We start from the raw sequence: 19,670 nt of genomic DNA on the forward strand, positions 1-19,670 counted from the left end.
GCGGCCTGGTTCTGGCGCCAGCGGCGGCAACTGAGTACCGGGAGGAACGGGCTTGCGCACGACTGACAGGGAACCGACACCGCCGATCCACGGGCTCGTCGGCAGGGTCCACGAACTGGCGTCGGTGCGCCGGATGCTGTCCGGCGCCGGTGCCGGCGTGTTGCTGACCGGAGATCCCGGTGTCGGTAAGAGCCGGCTGCTCGGCGCGGCCCTCGACGAGCTCGACGGCCGCGGTGCCGGCGTCCTGCGCATCACCGCGACCCCGTCGTGGCAGGACGTGCCGTTCGGCTCCGTCCCCGGGTTCGCGCCACTGGCTGGCGCCGGTCTCGCCGAGGCGTTCCAGCTGGCGCGGCAGCGCCTCACCAGGAGCGGCCCGCCCGGCTCAGCCGGACCGGTCGTGCTCGGCGTCGACGACGTCAACTGGCTCGACGACGCCTCCGCCGCGCTGCTGGAGCGGCTGCTCACCGACGGCGTGGTCAGGGTCCTCGCGACGGTGCGCAGCAACGCGGTCAACACGCCGGTCGTCGCGTTGGTCCGCAGGGCCGGCGGGCTCGACCGCATCGACGTGCCTCCGCTGGACCGCGCCGGGCACGACGAGCTCGTGACGGCGGTGCTCGGCGGCCCGGTCAGCGGCCTCGCCCTCAACGCGCTGTGGCGCACCACGCTGGGCAACCCGCTCTTCACCCGGGAGACGCTGCGGGCCGCCATCGCCGAACGCAGCCTGCGGTCCCAGGAGGGCGTGTGGAAGTGGCGGCCCGGCAGGCGGCGAACACCGCGGCTGTACGACGCGGTCGAGCTCACCGTCGGGGTCCTGTCGGACGAGGAGGCCGCCGCGCTGGCATACGTCGCCTACGCCGAGCCGCTGCGCCCCGCCGTGCTGGACCGGCTCGTCGCACCAGCGGTGGCCGAACGGCTGGAGGAGCGGGGCCTCATCAGGCTGGTCGACGACGGCCGTGGCGTTCTGGTGCGGCTCGGCCACCCCCTGTTCGGCGAAGCCATCCGCGCCCGCACGAGACCGTTGCGCCGCCGGCGGCTGCTGCGCGAGCTCGTCGGGGCGATGCAGGACGACATGGCATCGGTCCAGGACCGCATCCGGGTGATGTCCTGGCGGTGCGAGGCCGAGCTCCCGGTCGACCTCCCCGACGTGCTCGCCGCCGCCGAGGCCGCCCTGGACCGCGGCGGCGCCGCCCTGGCCGAGCGGCTCGCCCGCAGCATCCCCGGCCCGCTCGGCGCGTGGTACCTGGGCCGGGCGCAGGTGGCGCTGGGCCGCTCCCAGGAGGCCGACCCGCTACTGGCGACCGCCTACGAGCGGCTGCGCGACCCCGTGATCCAGGCGCGGGCGGCGGCGCTGCGCGCCCTGAACCTGTTCTGGGGGCTGCGGCAGCCCGACGTCGCGCTGTCGCTGCTGGAGAAGGCGCGACGGCGGCTCCCAGCGGAGGTGCACGGGGAGATGCTGGTCGCCGAGGCCGGCATCGCGGTGTTCTACGAGTCCGACATCAACGCCGCGGCCGTGGTCGTCGCGGCGCTGCAGCGGCCGCCGCAGGAGCCTCTGCTGGCTCTCGCGCTGACCCCGCTGCTGCCGTTCGTCCTGGCGTACGCGGGAGCACCGAAGCAGGCCGCGGCCGAGCTGGCCGGCGCCGTATCACCACGGTCGGCCTGGCCGACGATGCGAGCCGCGGCCCAGGCGTGCCACATCCACGCACTCGTGATGTGCGGGCAGCTGGCGGACGCCGCTGTCCTGGCCGACCGGTACTACCAGGACGCGGTCGCGCACGGCTCGCCGGACGGGGTGGGCCTGATCGCCATGATGGTCGGCATCTGCCACGGCGACCGCGGCCGGGTCGCGGAGGCCGGGAGGTGGACCAACGAGGCGCTCGCCGTCACCGACGCGCTGACCCTCTTCCCGATCCGCGCGAACATCCTCGGCATGCAGGCCTGGTGGGCGGCGCACCAGGGGCAGGTCGACCGCGCCACCCGTGCGCTGCAGGCCGTCGACGAGCTGCTGCCCGCGGACAGCCGCAGCGGCGACTACGCCCGGCTGGCGAAGGCGCTGCTGCTGGCCAGCACCAGCCAGCCCACCGACGCGGTGAAGGTCCTGCGCGAGCTGGCCGAGCAGTTCACCACATCCGGCGTCGTCGCCTCGGCCATGGAGGCGCTGCACCTGTGGTCCCGGATCGAACCGTCCGTCGAGGTCGCCGCCGAGACCCGGCGGGTCGCGGACATGTCGGACAGCCCGCTGTTCTCCTGGTTCGCCGACTACGCCGACGCCCTCGCCGCCGGCGACCCCGACCAGCTCGAGGAGCTCAGCCTGTCCTGGGAGCACCGCGACTACACCGCGCTCGCCCTCGAAGCGGCGGTGCGGGCGCGACAGGCGCGGCCCGACCCGGACCAGCGCACCGGGGGGCGGCTGACCCGGCGGATCGCCGAGCTGCGGGACCGCTGCGACGGGCACTGGCCGAGGTGGCTGGACGAGCCGGCACCGGTGACCGTCCTCACCCGGCGGGAACAGGAGATCTGCGCGCTGGCCGCCGCCGGCCTGAGCAACATCGAGATCTCGGCGCAGCTGGTGCTGTCCGTCCGCACAGTGGAGAACCACCTGCAACGCGCCTACGAGAAGCTCGGCATCCGCCAGCGCGGCCAGCTCGCCGACGCCCTGCAGCACCCGGAGGCGAACCAGCCACCCGACTGATCGCCGCGGCACGGCAGCGGCAGCAATCGTTTGGAGCCGCATGCCGCCGACGGCTCCGCCGGCCCATTCCACTGCTGACAGGTAACGCTGTTCCCAGCGACACGTGCCGGACCGGGTGGCTCTTTCGGCGGCGATCCGGACCGCTGGGTCCTTGTCTGTGCCGACCGCTGCCGACCGCTTGGCGGCGGACAAAACCGCACGTCACAGCCGCCGAACCGAGTTTGCGAGCCCGGCAGGTTCAACAGCTGTGCCGGTCAAGCCTGCCTCGATCTTGCGAACGGCCAACGCAAGAGCGCCGCGTACCAGTCATATCGATCAACGGCTTCGCAAGCGACTCGTTGTTGTTGATGTTTCGATGAAACGCTGCGTCGATGAAGGGCGACCTTTGCGGCGAAATCCGAACTGGCCAGTGGATTCACCCGATGTCACGACATTAGCGGCACTGGTCGTAAATAGTATTCAAGTCGCAGAGCGGTACGGGAGCGGACAATTTTCCGTCGCTATTCGTGAGCGCTGCCGCACGGTCCGAATTTGGAACGCTTTACCGAGAAATTGTGCGGTTCAATCGCCCGGCGGCACGGGGACTTTGGTCTACCCTCTGCGACCGGCGCACGGCCGGGCCGTCAACAGAACGCACCGCGACGGCTCGTCACAGCGTGTGGCCGCCACCTTGGCACGTAGCCGGAGGCTCCGACGATGGCACAACACGCGACGCGGTCCCGTTCATTGACCGCCGTCCTTTTGCACTGCCTGCTGGCATTCGCCCTGATGGCGCCGACTACGCTCCTCTTCGCCCGGGTCTGGGGCTCGGTCGGGGAGCAGGCCCGGTTCGCCCAGTCGGAACGCAACGGCATCGAATACGTCCGCAGTCTCGGTCAGCTCACGATCGCGTTGACGGACGCGCAGTCCGCCGCGGTCGCGGGGCGCCCGTTCCCGCGGGACACGATCACCCGCGTGGTCGAGGCCACCGCTTCGGTCGACACCCGGCTCGGCGGGGACCTGCGCACCCACGAGCGGTGGTCCGGGCTGCGTGCCAAGATCGAGGCGCTGGCGGCGCTGAGTGTCATCGACCCCGCCACGGCGTTCAGCACCTTCGGTGAGGCGACCGACATGCTCCTTGCGCTGTACAAGGAGGTCCGCGACAACTCGCAGCTGACCCGCGAGCAGGACGTCGACGCGTCCTACCTGCAGGAAGGCGCGGCGCAGCAGCTGCCCGAGGCCGTGGTGGCCGCCGGCCGGTTCATGGACCTGGCGGTCATCGCCGCCGGGCGGCCCCGCAACGACCCGGCGGGCACGGCCGCCAACCTGCTCAACGCCCGTGACGCGGTGAACTACCCGGCCAACAACCTCGCCGCCGGCCTGCAGGCCGCGGTCGACGGCACCAGCAGCCGGACCCTCAGCGGCAACCTGCTGAGCCGGCTGGACCGGTTCCGCCGCGGCATGGAGACGCTGACCGCGACGACGGTGCCGGTCGACGGGCGGACCGCGGTGAACACCGCGGCGCTGCGGGACGTCCGCAACGAGGTCCAGACGGCCGCGTCCGAGCTGGCGGCGACGATCCTGGACGAGCTCGACCTGCTGATCAGCGCCCGGATCGAGGACCTGGACCGGCAGCGGCTGACGGCGGCTGTCACCCTGGCGGTGGGGGTGCTGCTGGCGCTGGTCCCGCTGGCCGTGCGGCTCGTCCGGCCCCGCCGTCGGCCGGTCACGGACCCATCCGTCCCACTGCCACCCCTGCCGGCCGAGGACGTGGTCCCCACCTGGCGCCGGGAGCCGACCGGTGCTCGCTAGGCTCCGCATCCGCGGCAAGCTCGCGGTCCTGCTCATCGCCCCGCTGATCGCGGTTGTGCTGCTCACGGTCATCGTCGTGGTCGACCGGGTCGAGCAGGCCGGCCGGGCGGCGGACACCGCCCGGACAGCCCGGGTGGCCGGTGATGTCGGCGCGCTCATCCAGGACCTGCAGCAGGAACGGCTCATGGCGGTCGGGTACCTCGTCCAGGCGGTCGGCCGTTCGCGGCTGCTGCTGCAGACGGCGGCGGTCACCGACCGGGTCACCAACCTCAGACTCGACTACGCCGGCGACCTGTCACCGGAGGTGGCGGACGCGATCGACGACGTGCAGTCGCTCGCCGGGCTGCGTGCCTCGCTGGTGTCCGGCAGCGCCGACGTCGACGGGGTGCTGACCCAGTTCACCGCGGTCACCGGCCGGCTGATCGACGCGCTGCGGCTGATGGACGCGGCCGACGCGACCACCGCCGAGGGCCGGCAGCTCCTGGCGCTGGACGCGCTGCTGCGGGTCGACGAGGGCAACAGCGCCGGCGCCGCGCTGATCACCGTCATGGTCGCCACCCGCGCCCAGCGTGACCTCGCCAGGTACCTCGCCAACGCCGCCGCCGTGCAGCCGAACCTGGACCGGTTCACCGCCTCCGGGACCCCCGAACAGGTGGATCTGTACGGTCTGGTCACGGCCGCGTTCGCCTCCCGCGTCGGCGGTGGCTTCGTGGAGAGCGTCGAGACCGACCCGGCCGGGGCGATCGCCGACCTGCGGGTCGCCACGCTGTTCCCGTCGCTGGAGGCCTACATCGCGCTCGGCCGCTTCGTGGAGAAGCGCATCGTCACCGACGTCACCGCCACGATGACCGACCAGGAGCAGCGGCAGACCACCGCCGCGTATGGTCTCGGCGTCGGCATGCTCCTGCTGCTGCTGCTCGTCATCCTGCTGAGCACGGCGATCGCGCGCACGGTCGCGCGGCCGCTGACCCTGCTGACCGCCTCCGCCGCCCGCGTCGCGCAGGTCACCGAGGACGAGCTGGTCCGGGTCGCGGACGACGAGTCCGCCGCGCCCGAGCCGGTGCGCCTGGAGCGGATCACCGTCGGCGGCCGGGACGAGATCGGCGACCTGGCCCGGACCTTCGAGCGCGTGCAGCAGACCGCGGCGCAGCTGGTCGAGCGGCAGGTCGCCAGTCGCCGCAACGTCGCGCAGATGTTCGGTCACGTCGGCCGCCGCACGCAGAACCTCGTCGGCCGGCAGCTCGGCCTCATCGACCAGCTGGAGCGCGACGAGACGGAGCCCAACCGGCTGCGGCAGCTGTACCGGCTGGACCACGTCGCCAGCCGCCTGCGCCGCAACGCCAGCAGCCTGGTCGTCCTGTCCGGCGGTACCGGCACCAACCCGCACCTGGCGCCGCTGGCACTGGCCGACGCGGTCCGCCTGGCGCTCGGCGAGATCGAGGAGTACGACCGCGTCGACGTGCAGCTCACCGGCACGATCATGCTGGCGCCCGCGATCATCAGCGACCTGGTCCTGATGCTGGCCGAGCTGATGGAGAACGCGACCTCCAACTCGCCGCCGCACACCCGGGTCGCCGTCACCACCGGCGAGAGCGCGACCGATGTGCGGGTGTCGATCGTCGATCACGGCATCGGCATGCCGGCCGAGCGGCTCACGGTCGAGAACGCCCGGCTGGAGCGCCGTGAGCGCATCGACCTCGCCCCGACGGAGGTGCTCGGCCTGTTCGTGGTGGGCCGGCTGGCCCGTCGGCACGGGCTGCACGTGTCGTTGAGCGACACGCCCGGCGGTGGCGTCACCGCGACCGTCGTCGTCGGGCGGGAGCTGCTGGAAGGTTCGGCCTCGCCGGAGCCGCAAGCGCGGGAGATGATCGCCTCGGTCGTCGACATCGGCGCACTCAACCGGGCCACCCACTCGATCGACGGCCGGCAGCCGTGGAACGCGTTCGCCGCGCCGCGCACGCTCGCCGCCGTCGCGTCACCGCCGGCCATCGCCGCCGTCGAGCCGCCGCCGGCCATCGCCGCTGTCGTGGCACCGCTGGATGCCGATGCCACCGCTGAGGTCCCCGCGCTGCTGCGGCAACCATCGCGGCAGGGGCAAGCGTTGCGACGGCGGGTGCCGGGGGCGCAGCTGTCGGCCGGCACCCAGGCCGCCAGGAACGCGGCGCAGGTCGTGGCGGCTCCTCCCGATCCGAGCAGTGCGCAGGCACTCGTCGAGGCGTTCGAGGATGGTGTACGCCGAGCGCAGCACGACGTCGCAGCACCCCCGGCCGACCAGACGCCACCGCTCCCGCCGACGCCGCCACTGCAGCCAACGCCGCAGTTTCAGTCAACGCCGGCGCGGCCGGCCACCGCCGGTCGGAACCTGAGCAGACGGGTGCCGGGTGCCACGTTGCAGGACCCCGGTGCCATCCCGAGACCAGGGCCCCACCTGGTGGAGAGTCAGTCGTCCCTCGATCCCGACAGTGCAAGGAACCTTGTCGAGCAGTTCGAATCCGGCGTCCTGCGCGCACTGCGCGAGGTCAGATCAGAAGGATCATCACAATGACGAGTCCGTTCATCCAGGACAGCACGCACCGCCAAACCTCTGGTGGGACGCTCAACGCCGCACCGCTGAGCACGGAGGTGCAGACCTTCAACTGGCTGCTCGATTCGTTCACGTCCGGCACCGCCGGCGTGGTGGAGGCCATCGCGGTGTCCTCGGACGGCCTGCTGATGGCTACGTCGGCCTCGAAGGAACGGGCCAACGCGGAGCGCCTGGCGGCCGTCGTCTCCGGGATGACCAGCCTCGCCAGCGGCGCTTCCGCCTGGTACACCCTCGGCGGGCTCAACCGGGTCATCGTCGACATGGTCGACGGCTACCTGTTGATCACCTCCATCAGCGCCGGGTCGGTCCTCGGTGTCATCGCGACCCGCTCGGCCAACCTGAGCACGGTGGCCTACGAGATGACGCTCTTCGCCAACCGGGCCGGCGCGGCGCTCACCCCGCAGCTCATCGCCGAGTTGAAGAACGCGGTCCTGCGGTGACCGTGCCGCCCGGGCAGGAGCCGCCCGGCATCCGGCCGTATCTGCGTTCACCGGTCGCGCCGGTCTCACCGGCTCCGCCGGCAGCGTGGAACCGCCCTGCGCACCGCGCACCGGACAACCCACGGCCGTACGTCCTGACGGCCGGGCGGGTGCAGGGCGACGACCCGGCGGTGAACCTGGAGACGCAGGTGACGATCCGGCCGGGGGCGCCGTCGGACGTGCGGTTCATGCCCACCGAGCTCCAGGCGATCCTCACCACCTGCGTTTCCCCGGTGTCGGTTGCCGAGATCTCCGCTCAGGCCCACCTGCATCTCGGCGTGACCAAGATCCTCGTCGGCGACCTGTGCGCCGCCGGATATCTGGACATCCACCAGCTCGAGGTCGACCCCGTCCACAGTCCCGACGTCATTTTGCGAGTAATCCATGGACTCCGTGCGATCTCCTGACGCAGCACCCGTACCAGTCAAGATCGTTGTCGCCGGTGGCTTCGGCGTGGGCAAGACCACGACGGTCGGCGCGATCTCCGAGATTCCTCCCCTGACCACCGAGGCCGAGATGACCTCCGCGGGGGTCGGCATCGACAACGCCGGGCACCGCGTCGACAAGGTCACCACCACCGTCGCGATGGACTTCGGCTGCGTGACGATCGACCGCACGCTCAAGCTGTACCTGTTCGGCACGCCTGGTCAAGCACGCTTCGGGTTCATGTGGGACGATCTCGCCCATGGCGCCCTCGGCGCGCTCGTCGTCGTGGACAGCTCCCGCCTCGACGACTCCTACCCGGCCGTGGACTACTTCGAGCAATCGGGGCTGCCGTTCGTGGTGGCGGTCAACGCCTTTGACGGCGCGCTTGCCAACGACCTGGAGAGCGTCCGGTGGGCACTCGCCGTCGCCGACCACGTGCCGGTGATCGCGTTCGACGCCCGCGACCGCCTGTCGGTGCGCGACGCGCTGCTCGTGGTTCTCGACCGGGCCCTGGACCGGGCCGTCAGCAATTCCCGTTCATAGCCGTATTCCGGCGAACCAACCAGCCGCCTGACGCCGCACCGCCTCCCGCTTGACCCGCCCTGGTGGAGCCGAAGCTCACCAGCGTGACGGTGCGCAGGTCCGGCCCGTGCCGGCCGGACCTCCAGGCCCTCGGCGGCCCGCTGGTCAGCAGGTGGGGTCCAGGTCGAGGACCGCGACCTCCGTCGGCGCGACGAACACGACCGTGCCGTAGTCGTCCTCGACGGCATCGTCCTCGGCGATGCCGTTCTAGCCCAGCTCCTTGAGCAGGTAGAACGCGGTGTCGCTGCGGTACTCGGCGAGGGCGGCCCGCAGCGCCGCCCGGTAGGCGTCGCGCTCGTCCTCGGTGCGCTGCGGGGCTCGGTACAACGGGAACAACGCCTGCAGGGCCATGTCTCTCCCGTCGTGGCCCACCTCGGGCGCGAGGGCCATCAGCTGCGCCCACGCGCCGGGCACGCGGCCGGCGCAGCGCGTGATCGGGTGGCTGAAGTCGTCGTAGTGGAACCGCCCGGGCTGCGCGCCCACCCGCACGAGCGCCTCCAGGGCCTCGGGCGTGACGCTGTCCATCCGCTCGAGGTGCCACGCGGCCTGCACGGCCCGGCCGTCGTCGGCCCCGTGCAGGTCGGCGAGCACCACCGCGACGATCTCGGGATCCGGCCGCAGCCCGGCGCAGACCACGCACCCGCACCGCTCCCGCGCGGTGTCGACGCGGCCGGCCTCCTCTCCGGTCAGCTCGTCGAGCGGCAGCAGGAGGTCGTCGCCCCGCAGCCCGTCGTCGTCCACGAGCCAGAGCCGGTCGCGCAGGACCACGAACCGCTCGTCGCCCGCCGTCGCGTCGGGCCGCGGCCCGGTGATGGTGACCCCGTGCCGCCCGGCGACGTACCCGACCTGCTCCCAGTCGACGGCGACGGCGACGGCGCACCAGTGTGCCCAGGCGAGCATCGAGCGCGGGCAGCTGCCGGCAGGGCTGGGAAACCACCAGTACATCCGCCGGTCCCCGGCCCGATGCGGCTCCGCGGCCGGTTCGAGCCCGTCGAGGTAGTGGTCCAGCTCGTCGTAGGCCTTGCCGCCGAGCACATGGAACCACTGCGCAAACGTCCGCATCTTCCCCCACACCGCCACGCGGGCCGAGTCGACGTCGCCGTCGCCGTCAATGCCGATCGAGAACCCAATGCCACCCATGCGCGCGGACGCTACCAACCGCGCGCCACCCGCCCGGCCACCCGCACGAAGAAATTCGGCGCCGGCGCGAAGACGGCGGCCGGACCTGTCCATGGTGGTCGGTTGCTGTCGGGCGCACTTCACGTCGGTGTGCCTCCGACGTGATCAAGGTGTTGTTGCCTCAGCTGTCGTCGCCGCTGATCGATGAGGTGCTGGAGCAGAACCGCGGACTCCGGTGGTCACGGTCCAGGCGGCGTCCGGCGGGCGGCGGTTACCCGGCGAGCAGTTCGACCGGGATGTTGCCGCGGGTGGCGTGGGAGTACGGGCATACCTGGTGAGTGGCCTCGATGAGTTCGCGACCGGCTTCCCGGGGCAGGCTTTCCGGCAGCGTCGTCCGCAGGGCGACTTCGAGACGGAAGCCGCCTTGCCCGTTCGGGACGAGGCCGACCTCAGCGGTGACCGACATGCCGGAGACGTCGATCTTCTGCTTCTGCGCCACCAGCTGCATCGAGGTGGCGAAGCAGGCGGCGTAACCGGCCGCGAACAACTGTTCGGGGTTGGTGCCGTCGCCGGTGCCGCCCAACTCCTTCTGGAGGGCGAGCGTGACGTCCAACTTGCCGTCCGAGCTGAAGGCGCGGCCGTCGCGGCCGGTGGCGGTCGCGACGGCGGTGTAATGACTCATGTCCTGCTCCTCTGGTAGGCAGACCGATCAGTTGACTGCGTTCACCGTATGGAGATCAAAGACCGCTCTCCATGGTTCTGGGTCTTCGATCCATGTCTGATCGTCTCGATCGGTGCCGTCGGGCGATACGATCTGGCGATGGACGTACTCAGTGACGCCATCCGCGTCATGCGCACGGGGCGGCCACATTCCGCCGAGATCCGCAAACGTGTCCCGTGGGGAGTGCGGGCCGAGCCGTTCTCCGGGGCCGGCTTTCACGTGGTGCTGGAAGGGACGTGCTGGCTGATCCCGTCGGAGGGTGCGGCGATCGCGCTGGGTCCGGGCGATGTGGTGTGCCTGCCGCACGGTTGCGGGCACGCGCTGGCCGACAGCCTGTCCAGGCCGCTGGCGGGCGCGCCCTCGGCCGCCCTGCCGGAGGTGGTGCCGAGCGCCGACGACGGCGAAGGCGCCGCCACGATCCTGTTGTGCGGCGCCTACACGCTGGACCAGACTCGGCCGCATCCACTGTTCCAGGAACTGCCCGAGGTGATTCACCTGCCGGCTCGCCTCGGCCACCGCTCGCCGCTGCACGCTGCTGTCAACCTGCTCGGCGACGAGATCGCCCACCCCGGCCAAGGAACCGAAGCCGTCGTTTCGGCGCTGCTGGACATGATGCTGCTCTACATCATGCGGGCCTGGCTCGCCGACCAGACCGAGGGCGGCCCGGTCACCGGTTGGGCCGCGACGCTGGCCGATCCCGCGATCACCGCGGCGCTGCGCCACATCCACCAGGAACCGGCCCGGCAGTGGACAGTCGAAGCGCTGGGCGCGAAGGCCGGGCTGTCGCGGGCAGCCTTCTCTCGCCGGTTCACCTCACTGGTCGGCAAACCGCCGCTTGGCTACCTGACCTGGTGGCGGATGACCTTGGCAATGCGACTGCTGCGCGACAGCGACAAATCGGTGCAGACCATAGCGCAGAGCGCCGGATATGCCTCCGAATTCGCCTTCGCCAAAGCGTTCAAACGGGAGCAGGGCCTGGCCCCTGGCCAGTACCGCCAGCACTCGCGAAGGTAATCCCCGTCCGGGCGCGGGTTCGACGTGTCCGCCGGTCCCCACAACGCATCGGCGCCCGGCAGACCCGGCGCCGGCGGATGGTGATGCGCCGCAAGGGAGCCCTTGGGACATCCGACATGATCCAGTATGCTGACCACCGTTTTGGGACCTAACGAGCGCTACGCACCGATCCGACGGGGGTCGCCACGTGAGATGGCTCGACGTAATCGGGAATGTGGTCCGCCGTAACACATCTGGCTTCATGGCTGTCATGGCCGGAGTGGCGCTGGTGGGCACGGTCTTCGGACTCGGCGCGACCGGGCAGGCGCCCGACGTGCTCGACGGCAAATCGTGGCTGTGGAGCCGCGGCGACGGCGTGGTGATGCGGGTCAGCTCCGGTTCCGGCCAGGTCGACCTCCGCCAGCCGGTGGTGGATTCACGCGGTCACCACATCAAGGTCACCCAGAGTGATCAGTACCTGTTCCTGCACGACCTGGACACCGGTCGGATCACGTCCGTGGACCTGACCCGGATGGGTTTCTCCGGCTCGTTGGCGGTCGGCACGACGGATGACGTCGCGATGGCGCTGTCCGGCTCGGTGGCCGCGGTGGTCAACCGTAGCCGAGGCCTCATCCGCGTGATCGATCCGGCCACCCTGCAGGTCAAGGGCGAACCGCTGCAGCTGCCGGCACCGTTGGTGGGCGGCTCGGCGTTCGACGGGTCGGGCGTCCTGTGGGTCGGCCTGCCGACCCAGGGCACCGTGGTCGGTCTGAGCCTGCAGGACGGCGCCGTGGCGGTGCGCAGCACCGTGCCGGTCGCTCCGCCGGGGCACGAGCTCGCCATCAGCGTTCTCGACAACGGGGTGCTCGCGGTGGACCGGGGCGGGAGCGACATCGTCGCCGTGGTCGGCGACGACGTGCACCGGATGACGGCTCCGGTGCCGCTGACCGGCGCCCTGCTGCCGGAGCGGACCGTGGGTCCCCTCGCCGCGCTGACCGTCCCGGCCGCGCAGGCCGTGGTCACCATCGCGGATGTCGGCAAGGGTGGCCCGATCGGTCGCCTCCCACTGTCCAAGAAGGACGGTGTCGAGGTGGCTGTGCCGTTCGCCGGCCGGATCTACGTCCCTGACAACGACAACCACACGGTGCAGGTGTACAGCGTCGACGGAAGGTCGCTGAGCACGATCACGATCCCGGCCGCCGAGGGCGAGCTGGAACTCGAGGTGCGCGAACAGCACCTGTTCATCAACGCCCCGGACTCATCCGTCGCGTCGATCATCGACGAAGGTGGCGGGACGCAGATCATCGACAAGCGCGAGCCGGTGCGCACCCTCCCGTCCCAGTCCGGCTCGGTCAGTGCGCCACCTTCGGTGACCGTGTCGCGGCCCGGTAACGGCGGTCCAACCGGCAAGCCGACGACCGCGAACCCGCCGACCAGCGACGTCGGCGGTGGCCAGACCAGGACACCGCCACCGGCCACCCCACCGCCCGCGTCGCTGACTCCACCACCCACCACTCCACCGCCCACCACGCCACCACCCACCACGCCGCCGCCGGTTCCGCAGCCACCCGGTCCACCGATACCGGTGACCGCGTTTGCCGGCGATGGGAAGGTGACCCTGACCTGGGGTATCGCGGCGTCCGACGACGCGCCGGTCACCAGCTACATCGTGACCTGGGACGGCGGATCGTCGACCGTCGCCGGAGACACCCGCCAGACGGTGGTGGGCGGGCTGACCAACGGCAAGGAGTACCGGTTCCGCGTGGCCGCCGTCAACCGCTACGGGCAGGGCGCACCGGCCCTGTCCGGCCCGGTCACGCCGGTCGACGGCACTCCACCGGACCGGCCGGCCAAGCCGACCGCGGTGGCGAAGGGCGGCAACGTGACCGTTACCTGGCCGGCCGTGAACGATGCCCGGGAATACGTGGTCACGCCGTTGCGGGCGGGCGTTGCGGGCGCGGATCCCGTCCAGCGCGTGTCGGGCACCAGCACCGAGTTCAGCGGGCTGAAGCTGGGCACGTCGTACACGTTCACCGTGGTGGCGGTCGACGCCGAGGGCAGATCGAGCGCGACGAGCCCGCCCAGCAACGCGGTGGTGCCGGTCGGCGCGCCGAACGTGACCATCAGCAGCATCAGCTCGACCGCGACCGCGGTGACGGTCAAGTTCACAGTGGACAATGGTGGGGCCACGGCCTCCTGCGCGATCTCGATCGCGCCGAGCGGGAAGACGGCGCCCGGGTGCGGCGGCACCACCACCTTCACCGGGTTGACGGCCGGCACCTCCTACAAGGTCACGGTGACCGCGACCAACTCGGTTGGCTCCGACACCGCCTCGGTCAGCCGGAGCACGCTGACCCTCGGCGCGAAGGTGACCTGCGTGGACCGGGCCTCCAATCCGGATCCTGTCTACTGCACCGCGACCGGCGGCATCGGCGTGTTCCGCAACCTCAGCGACACCAACGACGACCACCGGGTGAGGGCGGGCACGAGGTTCACGGTCACCTGCAAGCAGACCGGCCGTGAGGTCTACGCCTACGTCTACAACAACAACAAGCGAAGCAGTGTCTGGCTGAAGATGAGCACCGGTATGTGGATCCCGTGGGCCTGGTCGACCATCGACAACGGCGACGCCGTGAGCGCGGTGCGGGCATGCTGAACGAACAGGAAGTGGCCGACTACGCCGGAGTCTTCGCCAGGGTGGCTGACTCCGTGTCGTCGGTCCTGCTGGGCAAGGGCGAGGTGGTGCGGCTGGCGCTGATCGGCCTGTTCGCCGAGGGGCATCTGCTGATCGAGGACGTGCCCGGCGTCGGCAAGACCACGCTCGCCCGAGCGATCGCCTCCACAGTGGATGGTCAGTGGCGGCGGATCCAGTTCACGCCCGACCTCCTGCCGTCCGACGTCACCGGGGTCACCATCTTCAACCAGGGTTCCGGGCAGTTCCAGTTCCACCCCGGTCCGGTGTTCGCGAACATCGTGATCGCCGACGAGATCAACCGCGCGTCGCCCAAGACGCAGGCGGCGTTGCTGGAGGTGATGGAGGAGCGCCACGTCACTGTGGACGGCGTCCGGCATCCTGTGCCCCGGCCGTTCCTGGTGTGCGCCACGCAGAATCCGGTGGAGATGGCCGGCACGTACCGGCTGCCGGAGGCGCAGCTCGACCGGTTCCTGATGAAGCTGTCGCTGGGATATCCGGACGAGGACAGCGAGATCGAGGTGATGCGCGGCGAGTCGGTCCGCTCGCCCGACCGGCTCCCGAAGGTGGCCAGCTCCTCGGACGTGGCCCGGCTGGCCGGCCTGGCCGCGCGGGTCGACGTCCACGACGCCATGTACGGCTATGTGCGCCGCCTCGCCGTGGCCACCCGCCAGCATCCCGGCGTGCGGCTCGGACTGTCACCGCGCGGCTGTGTGGCCCTGGTCCGGGCGGCCCGGGCCGCGGCGCTGGCCGCCGGCCGGCCGTACGTGCTGGCCGAGGACATCAAGCGCCTCGCCCCGGCGGTGTGCGCGCACCGCCTGCTGCTGCGCCCGGACGTGGCGCTGCGCGAACGCACCGAGGCCGACATCGTGGCGGAGATCCTGGGCGAGGTGGCCGCCCCCGACCCGACCGCGAGTGCTGTCCGCTGATGCCGACCGCGCGTGGATGGACCGTCCTGGCGGTGAGTGCGATGCTGTTGGTCCTGGGCCTTACGGTCGGCTATCGCGAACTCGCCGCCGTGGCCGGCGCGGGTCTGGTTGCGGTCCTCCTCGCCGCCTGCTGGGTCACCCTGCCGCTGAGGCTGACGGTCGATCGCCGCATCGAACCGCAACAGGTCGGTCGCGACGATCCCTGCCGGGCCGTGGTCGACCTGCGCACCGCCTCCCGCAGGACCCGGACGGTGGTCATCGCCGACCGGATCAGCGGACCGGCCGGCGTTCGCGCGGCGACCGTCCCGCCGATCCGGGTGCGTGGCGGGACCCCGGCCCGGGCCGGCTACGACCTGCCCACCGACCGTCGCGGTCTGCTGATGGTGGGGCCGGTGCGGGTGAGCCGGCGCGACCTGTTCGGACTGTGCGAGGGCGACCGGGCGATCGGCGGGACCGCCCGGCTCCTGGTGCGACCGAAATGGCACCCGTTACGCGGCGTGCCGGCGGGACTCTCACCGAGTCTCGACGGCGTGGCGGACGCCGCGTTGCACGGCAGCATCACCTTCCACGCGCTGCGCGAATATCAGATCGGTGACGACCTGCGTCAGGTGCACTGGCGCACCTCCGCCCGCATCGGCACGCTGATGGTGCGCGAGCACATCGACACCGCACTGCCGAGACTGTTGCTGCTCGTCGACGATCGAGCCGAGTCGTACACGGGCGATCCCGACGCGGTGGAAGAGACCATCGAGGTCGCCGCGTCCATTCTGGTCGCGGCCGGCCAGGCCGGCCTGCCAATGGCCCTGCGGCTGGCCTCCGGAGCGCGGTCGCCGGCCGACACCGACGCAGTAGGGGGCGCCGGTGCCGGCCTCGACCTGCTGGCCCAGGTTCAACCGGTGGCCGGGGTGGATCTGTCCACCACGACACACCGGCTCCGCCTGGAGAATGCCGGCGACACCCTGGTGTTCGTCACCGGACCGGACGCCGATCTGCGGCCGGTGCTGGCCGCGCGCAGCGGATACGCCCAGGTTGTCGTGGTGATCCTCGGCGCGGTGACAGCCGCCGCGCCGCCGGCCGAGGTCACCATGATCCTCGCCACCACGGCGGCCGAGTTCGTGCACAACTGGAACGGAACGCTGCGGTGAAGCTGGCGACGTTCGCCGCCGGCACGGCGGTCGTGGCCGCCACGGTGTGTGCGGCCCTGCCGGTGACCGTGACCTACGCCCCAGGTCCGCTGCCTGGGCTGCTGTGTGCCGCCGCAATCGGTGGGGCGGCCGTGACCGCGTTGCTGCGCTCAGCTCGGCGCTCTTCGGGCTTTGCCCTGTTGGGCAGCCTGGTGGCCATGTGCGCCGGCATCGTCGGGCTCGGCGTGTGGTTGCCGCGCCCGGCCGGCTCGCTGCTGGCCGCGAGCGCCGAGGCGCTGCTGAACTCCGGTGCTCGCATATTGACCAGCGCGGTGCCAGCACCGTCCACTGTGGAGACCGTGGCGTTGCCGGTCTGCGCGACCTGGCTGGCCGCGTCGGCCGGGATCGCGTTGCTGGCGTCCCCCCGCCCCGCCTCGGCCGGGCTGGCACCGGTGGTGCTCTTCGCCGGGGCGCTGGCGTTCGTCGGGCCGACCCCGGCACCGTTGTACGGGTACACGGCCGTGCTGGTTGCCGCGCTGGCCCTGCTGTTCGGTGTGGTCGCGGGCCCGGGCATCGCGCACGGTCGGATGGCCGCGCTCGGCGCCGCGACGCTGTCGGTGTTGCTCGGTGGCGCGACGGCCTTCATCTGCCCGCCTTTGCTCGCCCGTACCACCGCACACCCACCCGATCTGCGGGCCCACGTGGTGCCTCCGTATCAGAACCCGGAGCAGATCAACCCGCTGAGCATGCTGTCCGGCTGGGCCGCGCAGCCGGATCGCTCGCTGCTGGAGGTCACCACCGATCGGCCCACCCGGCTGCGCTGGGTCACCTTGCCGGAGTTCACGGGGGTGACCTGGCTGCCCGCACCGGCGTACCGGGCCTCGGGTCCGTCGCTGCCGAGCATGGCCACCGCCGGCCCGTCGCGGGTGCGCCAGGACATGTACGTCACCGGTCTCACCGGCGGCTGGTTGCCGGCACCGGACGGAACGCGTGAGGTGCACGGCGTGCGCGTCGCGGTCGACGTCGGCTCGGACACGCTCGCGGCGCCGAATGGCCTGACCAGCGGGGTGCGCTACACCGTCACCGCCGAGCCCCCGGTGTGGCAGGCGGACCGGTTGACCGGCGCGCGCCTGCCCGCCGCCGAGGCGTACGACCCGTACCGGTCACTGCCGGCCGGCGAACCCGCCCAACTCAACGAACTCGCCCGGCGGGCCGCCGGCGCCGGTACCCCGTTCCAGCAGGCGAAGGCATTGGAGAGCTACCTTCGCGGCGAGTACGGCTTCGACCGGCAGGCGCTGGGCGGCAACGGCTATCCGAGCCTGAACCGGTTCTTGTTCCAGCCCGCCGAACTCGGCGGTCGCCGGGGTACCTCCGAGCAGTTCGCCACCGCGTTCGCCGTGCTGGCCCGGGCGCTGAGCATGCCGGCCCGGGTCGTTGTCGGCTTCGACCCGGGCCGGCCGGTCGGCGGCAACCGCTACCAGATCACCGCCGGCGACGCGCTGGCCTGGCCGGAGGTCTACCTGGACGGCCAGGGCTGGGTGCCGTTCGATCCCACCCCGACGGAGTCCTCCGCGGATCCCGCGGCACCGGTCGGGGTGGTGCCGGTGCCCACGCCGACCGCCGAACCGGCACCGCCCGAACTGACGGACCCCGTCGCGGTCGACCCGGCCGGCAACCCGGACGGGGTGGGTGGCAAGGCCGCGGCCGGCCGGATCTGGTCCGTCCTGCTGATGCTCGCGTCAGCGACGCTCTCGGTCCTGCTGATCCTGGCCGCCGTCCGGTGGTGGCGCGGCATGGCCAGACTCCGCCGCGGCGCCCCGGCGGTGCGGGTGCTGGGCGCCTGGACGCAGCTACGCCACGGGTTGCGCCTGGCCGGCCGGGTGCCGGATGCGGCGCTGACCGTCGAGGAGGTGGCCGGTCTCGCCGCGTCGGCGCTCGACAGTGGATGGCGGGAGCGGACCAACGCCCTGGCCGGCACGGTCAACGCGACCGGGTTCGGGGGCACCACCGTCGCGGCCGGCGATGCCGACCGGGTGGCCGGCGACGTGCGCGCACTGCGGCGGGCGCTGTGGCAGCGGGCCAGCCTCGGGCGCCGGTTGGCCTGGCCGGTCGATCCGCGCCCACTCTGGTGGCGCTGACGTCCGTCGAGGTCCCAGGTCCTATTTGGACGATGACGCGCTGGTGGTCGCGGACCGGTTGGTGCAGATGCTGTCGGAGTTGCCCACCTCATCGACCGACAGCGCGGCCACCAGGACGAAGCAGTAGTCCACGGTGGGGTTCAGGCCGTTGACCCGCACCGAGGTCTTGCCCCGGACGGCGTTGGCGACCGTCGTCGGGACGCCACCGGCCGGGGTGCCGACGACGTAGAAGACCGCCTGCCCGGCGGTCGGATCGCGCCAGGTCAGCGTCACCGCCACACGTTCGTCGACCAGCCGGACATCCTCGGGTGCGATCCCCGGCACCGTCGACGGCGTCGCGGTCACGCCGGCCGAGGGCGTCGGGGGAGTGGCGCCCTGCCCGCGTGACCCGTCCCGCACCAGCGGGGCGAGCAGGAGAGCCGCCAGCCCGGCCGCGGCGACCACCGCGAGCGCCACGCCGAACACGAGCAGGCGCCGACCGGCACCGCGACGGCCCGCGACGACCGGCGGCGCGTCCGGCTGGTCGCTCACCAGCATGGGCGGCGGGAAGGCCGGGTCCAGGGCGCCGACCTCGCCTTCCGGCTCCAGGCTCACGTCCGGAACCGGGTCCAGGCGGCCCACCGGCTCGGCGCCCGCGGCTCGTCGGCCTTCCTGCCCTTGCGCCGCCGGCCGGCCGACTCCGCATCCTGCGCTTCGGCCGCCTCCTCGGGGTGGAGCGCTGCCCGCCGGAGCCAGAACATCGCCCACGCCGACAGGCCCATCGTGAGCAGCCCGATGACGGTGATGAAGTTGGCGACCAGGTGCAGTGCCGCGGGCAGGAGCCGGAACACCGCGGTGCCCGCGACGAGCAGGAGGAGGCCGGCGACGAACACCGCACCGATCGGGACGACGCTGGGGAACCCCTTGCGCTGGGTGAGCGCGGCGGGGAGCCTGACCGGGACCAGGAAGTACGACCGGAGCAGTTCGGTGCCCTCGGGGCGCTGCGCCTTGATGCGCTCGCGGTCGTAGACGCCGAGCTCGTTGATCTGGTCGTAGAGACTCATCAGGTGCTTGCGCACCTCGTCGTCGGGCAGGTCCAGGCCGAGCGCGAAGTTGACCTCGAGCGCCGCCACCATCGGATGGCGGTTGATGGCGTCTTCCAGCTCCGTCTTGATGCCCAGGAACTCGATGGTCTCCTCACCGAAGCGCTTGTAGCGCCGGATGAACTCCTCCGAGTGGTCTTCCTCGTGCCCCGGACCGGGGAAGTAGGTCGTGAGCACGCGCTGCAGGACGGGAAACTGGAACTCCCCCCCGCGCGAGGTGGCCTCCTGGGTCACAAAACGTCCTCTGCCGTCGTAGGCGGGCGCTCAGCAGGCGTTACTGTAGCATGTTGGGCAACGGCCGGAAGTGAATGAGGACCACAG

The 19,670-nt window shown here is 71.7% G+C and carries 15 protein-coding genes; 11 read left to right on the forward strand and 4 right to left on the reverse strand.

What is annotated here, in order from left to right; translation table 11 throughout:
- The first annotated feature begins 52 nt into the window (after positions 1–52).
- The 6 genes from ACFPIJ_RS58575 (at position 53) to ACFPIJ_RS58600 (ending at position 8,512) form a co-directional block, all read left to right on the forward strand.
- Complete coding sequence (locus tag ACFPIJ_RS58575; protein WP_380128239.1) at positions 53–2,689, forward strand: helix-turn-helix transcriptional regulator; 2,637 nt, start codon at positions 53–55, stop codon at positions 2,687–2,689.
- A 768-nt stretch (positions 2,690–3,457) separates the two neighbouring features.
- Positions 3,458–4,480 carry a hypothetical protein gene (locus tag ACFPIJ_RS58580; protein WP_380128240.1) on the forward strand — a complete coding sequence of 341 codons (1,023 nt, stop codon included), beginning with the start codon at positions 3,458–3,460 and terminating at the stop codon, positions 4,478–4,480.
- Positions 4,470–7,025 (forward strand): sensor histidine kinase, encoded by a 2,556-nt coding sequence (locus ACFPIJ_RS58585; protein WP_380128241.1) that lies wholly within the window; start codon positions 4,470–4,472, stop codon positions 7,023–7,025. Before ACFPIJ_RS58580 ends, ACFPIJ_RS58585 begins: the two co-directional genes overlap by 11 nt.
- Positions 7,022–7,504 (forward strand): roadblock/LC7 domain-containing protein, encoded by a 483-nt coding sequence (locus tag ACFPIJ_RS58590; protein ID WP_380128242.1) that lies wholly within the window; start codon positions 7,022–7,024, stop codon positions 7,502–7,504. Before ACFPIJ_RS58585 ends, ACFPIJ_RS58590 begins: the two co-directional genes overlap by 4 nt.
- A complete protein-coding gene (locus tag ACFPIJ_RS58595; RefSeq protein ID WP_380128243.1) occupies positions 7,501–7,950 on the forward strand; it encodes a DUF742 domain-containing protein in 450 nt (149 codons plus the stop codon). The genes ACFPIJ_RS58590 and ACFPIJ_RS58595 overlap by 4 nt, the downstream gene beginning before the upstream one ends.
- Positions 7,928–8,512, forward strand: coding sequence for a GTP-binding protein (locus ACFPIJ_RS58600; RefSeq protein WP_380128244.1), 585 nt, complete (start codon positions 7,928–7,930; stop codon positions 8,510–8,512). Before ACFPIJ_RS58595 ends, ACFPIJ_RS58600 begins: the two co-directional genes overlap by 23 nt.
- 246 nt (positions 8,513–8,758) lie before the next feature.
- Here ACFPIJ_RS58600 and ACFPIJ_RS58605 read toward each other — a convergent pair whose 3' ends face one another.
- Entirely contained in the window at positions 8,759–9,691 is a 933-nt protein-coding gene (locus ACFPIJ_RS58605) for a hypothetical protein (RefSeq protein WP_380128245.1), read from the reverse strand.
- 250 nt (positions 9,692–9,941) lie between these two features.
- Entirely contained in the window at positions 9,942–10,352 is a 411-nt protein-coding gene (locus ACFPIJ_RS58610; protein ID WP_380128246.1) for an organic hydroperoxide resistance protein, read from the reverse strand.
- Positions 10,353–10,490: 138 nt separating this feature from the next.
- On the opposite strand from ACFPIJ_RS58610, the gene ACFPIJ_RS58615 reads away from it, so the two are divergent.
- From ACFPIJ_RS58615 to ACFPIJ_RS58635, 5 genes are all read left to right on the forward strand, one after another.
- Positions 10,491–11,405, forward strand: coding sequence for an AraC family transcriptional regulator (locus ACFPIJ_RS58615; RefSeq protein ID WP_417323614.1), 915 nt, complete (start codon positions 10,491–10,493; stop codon positions 11,403–11,405).
- Positions 11,406–11,646: 241 nt separating this feature from the next.
- Positions 11,647–14,040: a fibronectin type III domain-containing protein gene (locus ACFPIJ_RS58620; protein WP_380128248.1), complete on the forward strand. Its 2,394-nt coding sequence runs from the start codon at positions 11,647–11,649 to the stop codon at positions 14,038–14,040.
- Positions 14,034–15,005 carry an AAA family ATPase gene (locus ACFPIJ_RS58625; RefSeq protein WP_380128249.1) on the forward strand — a complete coding sequence of 324 codons (972 nt, stop codon included), beginning with the start codon at positions 14,034–14,036 and terminating at the stop codon, positions 15,003–15,005. The genes ACFPIJ_RS58620 and ACFPIJ_RS58625 overlap by 7 nt, the downstream gene beginning before the upstream one ends.
- A 41-nt stretch (positions 15,006–15,046) precedes the next feature.
- Positions 15,047–16,150, forward strand: coding sequence for a DUF58 domain-containing protein (locus tag ACFPIJ_RS58630; RefSeq protein WP_380128250.1), 1,104 nt, complete (start codon positions 15,047–15,049; stop codon positions 16,148–16,150).
- Positions 16,147–18,267: a transglutaminase TgpA family protein gene (locus tag ACFPIJ_RS58635; RefSeq protein WP_380128251.1), complete on the forward strand. Its 2,121-nt coding sequence runs from the start codon at positions 16,147–16,149 to the stop codon at positions 18,265–18,267. The genes ACFPIJ_RS58630 and ACFPIJ_RS58635 overlap by 4 nt, the downstream gene beginning before the upstream one ends.
- 21 nt (positions 18,268–18,288) lie before the next feature.
- Here the strand turns inward: ACFPIJ_RS58635 and ACFPIJ_RS58640 are convergent, their stop codons facing one another.
- The gene (locus tag ACFPIJ_RS58640; RefSeq protein WP_380128252.1) at positions 18,289–18,861 is read right to left on the reverse strand and encodes a hypothetical protein; all 573 of its coding nucleotides are present in this window, start codon (positions 18,859–18,861) and stop codon (positions 18,289–18,291) included.
- Positions 18,858–19,583, reverse strand: coding sequence for a hypothetical protein (locus ACFPIJ_RS58645; protein ID WP_380128253.1), 726 nt, complete (start codon positions 19,581–19,583; stop codon positions 18,858–18,860). Before ACFPIJ_RS58645 ends, ACFPIJ_RS58640 begins: the two co-directional genes overlap by 4 nt.
- Positions 19,584–19,670: the final 87 nt, after the last annotated feature.

It is taken from the genome of Dactylosporangium cerinum (assembly GCF_042653625.1).
Classification (GTDB): domain Bacteria; phylum Actinomycetota; class Actinomycetes; order Mycobacteriales; family Micromonosporaceae; genus Dactylosporangium; species Dactylosporangium cerinum.